The 4,228-nt window shown below is 63.8% G+C and carries 3 protein-coding genes and 1 pseudogene; all 4 read left to right on the forward strand.

Annotated elements, in window-relative coordinates:
- A partial coding sequence (gene urtA / locus WA145_RS02170; protein ID WP_422579989.1) for an urea ABC transporter substrate-binding protein occupies positions 1–1,256 on the forward strand: 1,256 nt, incomplete at its 5' end.
- A gap of 132 nt (positions 1,257–1,388) precedes the next feature.
- Positions 1,389–2,960: an urea ABC transporter permease subunit UrtB gene (gene urtB, locus WA145_RS02175; RefSeq protein ID WP_422579990.1), complete on the forward strand. Its 1,572-nt coding sequence runs from the start codon at positions 1,389–1,391 to the stop codon at positions 2,958–2,960.
- Positions 2,960–4,048, forward strand: a complete 1,089-nt coding sequence (gene urtC / locus WA145_RS02180; protein ID WP_422579991.1) for an urea ABC transporter permease subunit UrtC — start codon at positions 2,960–2,962, stop codon at positions 4,046–4,048. Before urtB ends, urtC begins: the two co-directional genes overlap by 1 nt.
- Before the next feature lie 2 nt (positions 4,049–4,050).
- Positions 4,051–4,228, forward strand: a pseudogene (locus WA145_RS02185) (ABC transporter ATP-binding protein); the annotation flags it as partial.

Here is a 4,228-nt window from a genome sequence, read left to right on the forward strand (position 1 = left end):
GCAACCTGATCAAGGCCTTTACCCTCACCGCGTCCATCGCCGCCATGGGCATGAGCTGGACCGTGCAGGCCGCCGAGACCATCAAGGTCGGCATCCTGCACTCGCTGTCCGGCACCATGGCCATTTCCGAGACCTCGTTGAAAGACATGGCGCTGATGACCAGCGACGAGATCAACGCCAAGGGCGGGGTGAATGGCAAGCAGCTGGAAGCCGTGGTGGTTGACCCGGCCTCGAACTGGCCGCTGTTCGCCGAAAAAGGCCGCCAGCTGCTGACCCAGGACAAGGTCGACGTGGTGTTCGGCTGCTGGACCAGCGTGTCGCGAAAATCCGTGCTGCCGGTCTTTGAAGAACTCAACGGCCTGCTGTTCTACCCGGTGCAATACGAAGGCGAAGAGCTGTCGCCGAACGTCTTCTACACCGGCGCCGCACCAAACCAGCAGGCTATTCCAGCGGTCGAGTACCTGATGAGCGAAGACGGCGGCGCGGCCAAGCGCTACTTCCTGCTCGGCACCGACTACGTCTACCCGCGCACCACCAACAAGATCCTGCGCGCCTTCCTGATCAGCAAAGGGGTGGCGGAAAAAGACATCGAGGAGGTCTACACCCCCTTCGGTCATAGCGATTATCAAACCATCGTCGCCAACATCAAGAAGTTCTCCGCCGGCGGCAAGACCGCGGTGATCTCCACCGTCAACGGCGACTCCAACGTGCCGTTCTACAAGGAACTGGCCAACCAGGGCCTGGAAGCCACCGACGTGCCGGTGGTGGCCTTCTCCGTGGGTGAGGAAGAACTGCGCGGCATCGACACCAAGCCACTGGTCGGCCACCTGGCCGCGTGGAACTACTTCCAGTCGGTAGAGAACCCGGTCAACAGCGAGTTCGTCGCCAAGTGGAAAGCCTACGCCAAGGCCAAGAACCTGCCGGGCGCCGACAAGGCCGTGACCAACGACCCGATGGAAGCCACCTACGTCGGCATCCATATGTGGGCGCAAGCGGTCGAGAAAGCCGGCACCACCGATGTCGATAAAGTGCGCACCGCCCTCTACGGCCAGACTTTCGCCGCGCCAAGCGGCTACACCCTGACCATGGACAAGAGCAACCACCACCTGCACAAGCCGGTGATGATTGGTGAAATCCAGGAAGACGGTCAGTTCTCCGTGGTCTGGGAAACCAGCAGCCCGGTCCGCGCCCAGCCATGGAGCCCGTATATCGAAGGCAACGACAAGAAGCCGGATTACGCGGTGAAGTCGAACTGATCCGACGGGCCCCGCCCCGGCACCACATCTGTAGGAGCCAGCTTGCTGGCGATCAAAGCGACGCAGTTGTCCTGGTCAACCGCGATCGCGAGCAAGCTCGCTCCTACAGAGTCCCTCTTCCAGGACACCCTTATGCCCACTGCCCTTAGCCGAATTCTGCTGAGCCTGCTGTTGCTGCTGCCCCTGGCCGCACATGCCGGTGATGCCCAGGACTTTGTCGCCGCCAACCCGGCCAAGCAGGCCAGCCTGCTGGAGCGCTGGTCCGCCGCGCCGGATGCGGCGCGCCTGCCGCTGCTCGAAGCCCTGCAACAAGGCCGCGTCGCCGCCGATAGCAGCAAAACCGCCTTTATCAAAGTAGGTGGCACTTATCAGCCGGCCGAAGGCGAAGCTGTACCCACTGAAACACCGCGCAAACTGCGCCTAAATAACCGCCTGCGCGGCCTGATCAGCACCGCCATGGCCAGCCACCAGTTGCTGGTTGATGACCCGGCGCTGCGCCTGGGCGCCGCCCAGCACCTGCAAAAAAGCGCCAAGCCGGCCCAGCTGCAACTGCTCAACGCCCGCGTCGCCAGCGAAACCGACGACGCGGTGCGCGCCGCCCTGACCCTGGCCCTGGCCAATCTGCAACTGGTCGACAGCGACCCGGCCATCCGCCTGAGCGCCGTGCGCCTGCTCGGCGAAACCGGCGACCCACTGGCCCGCACCCGCCTGGAAACCTTGCTCGCCCCCGCCGTGGAACAGGATGAAGCTGTACGTACCGCCGCCGAAACCAGCCTGGCCCAGGTCAAACGTAAACTGCTGATCGGCGAGCTGCTCGGCCAAGCCTTTAGCGGCCTGTCGCTCGGTTCGATCCTGCTGTTGGCCGCGCTGGGCCTGGCGATCACCTTCGGCCTGCTCGGGGTGATCAACATGGCCCACGGCGAGATGCTGATGCTCGGCGCCTACTCCACCTATATGGTGCAGGTGCTGTTCCAGCGTTTCGCCCCGGAAGCCCTGGCGCTCTACCCGCTGGTGGCGCTGCCGGTGGCGTTCTTCGTCACCGCAGCGATCGGCATGGCCCTGGAGCGCACGGTGATTCGCCACCTCTACGGTCGCCCACTGGAAACCCTGCTGGCTACCTGGGGCATCAGCCTGATCCTGATTCAGTTGGTGCGGGTGATCTTCGGTGCGCAGAACGTTGAAGTGGCCAACCCCTACTGGCTGTCCGGCGGCATTCAGGTGCTGCCGAATCTGGTGCTGCCGTACAACCGCATCGTGATCATCGGCTTCGCCCTGTTTGTCGTCGTTTTGACCTGGTTGCTGCTGAACAAGACCCGCCTGGGCCTGAACGTGCGCGCCGTGACGCAGAACCGCAATATGGCCGCCTGCTGCGGCGTGCCGACCGGGCGGGTGGATATGCTGGCCTTCGGTTTGGGTTCAGGGATTGCCGGCCTCGGTGGCGTAGCGCTGAGCCAGATCGGCAACGTCGGTCCCGATCTCGGGCAGAGCTATATCATCGACTCGTTCCTGGTGGTGGTGCTCGGCGGCGTCGGCCAACTGGCCGGCAGCGTGATGGCGGCCTTCGGGCTGGGCATCGCCAACAAGATTCTCGAACCGCAGATCGGTGCCGTGCTCGGCAAGATCCTGATCCTCGCGCTGATCATTCTGTTTATTCAGAAACGCCCGCAAGGTCTGTTTGCTTTGAAAGGACGGGTGATCGACTGATGACTATGCCACTGAATCAAACGCTGCTGGCGCGTGCCAGCGCCAAGCTCGGCCCGCAAGCCTCCATGGCCATCGGCCTGCTGGTACTGGCCGTGCTGCTGGCCCTGCCGCTGCTGCACCTGCTGCCGGCGGACAACGCCCTGCATGTGTCGGCCTATACCCTGACCCTGGTCGGCAAGATCCTCTGCTACTGCATCGTCGCCCTGGCGCTGGATCTGGTCTGGGGTTACGCCGGCCTGCTGTCGCTCGGCCACGGCCTGTTCTTTGCCCTCGGCGGTTACGCCATGGGTATGTACCTGATGCGCGAAGCGGCAGGTGACGGCCTGCCGGCGTTTATGAGCTTCCTCGCCTGGAGCGAGCTGCCCTGGTACTGGTACGGCACCAGCAACTTCCTCTGGGCGCTGTGCCTGGTGGTGCTGGCGCCCGGTTTGCTGGCCCTGGTGTTCGGCTTCTTCGCCTTCCGTTCGCGGATCAAGGGGGTGTACTTCTCGATCATGACCCAGGCGCTGACCTTCGCCGGCATGCTGCTGTTTTTTCGCAACGAAACCGGCTTTGGCGGCAACAACGGCTTTACCAACTTCCGCACCATTCTCGGCTTCGACATCACCGCCGCACACACCCGCGCGGTGCTGTTCTTCGCCACGGTGGTGTTACTAGTGGCCAGCCTGTACCTGGGCTGGCGACTGGCGCGCAGCAAGTTCGGCCGGGTGCTCACCGCGCTGCGTGATGCGGAAAACCGCCTGATGTTCTGCGGCTACGACCCGCGCGGCTACAAGCTGTTTATCTGGGTGCTCAGCGCCGTGCTCTGTGGCCTGGCCGGCGCGCTCTATGTGCCGCAGGTGGGCATCATCAACCCCAGCGAGATGTCGCCGACCAATTCCATCGAGGCCGCCGTATGGGTCGCCCTCGGCGGTCGCGGCACGCTGATCGGCCCGCTGCTCGGCGCCGGCCTGGTCAACGGCATGAAGAGCTGGTTCACCGTGGCCTTCCCCGAGTACTGGCTGTTCGCCCTGGGTTTCCTGTTCATTATCGTCACGCTGTTCCTGCCCAAAGGCGTGATCGGCTTACTGCGCAAGAAGGGGGAGTAATGATGCGCGCCACTCCGGTACCCGAATTCATGCTCGAACCCGCGTTCAACCCCAACAGCGATGCCGGCACCAGCCGCGAGGCGGTCGGTCTCGGCAGCGCCGCGGCCAAGGGCCTGGACGTACGCCACGGCACCATCCTGACCCTGGAGGGGATCAACGTCAGCTTCGACGGTTTCAAGG

The organism is Pseudomonas sp. (assembly GCF_049301935.1).
Classification (GTDB): Bacteria; Pseudomonadota; Gammaproteobacteria; order Pseudomonadales; family Pseudomonadaceae; genus Aquipseudomonas.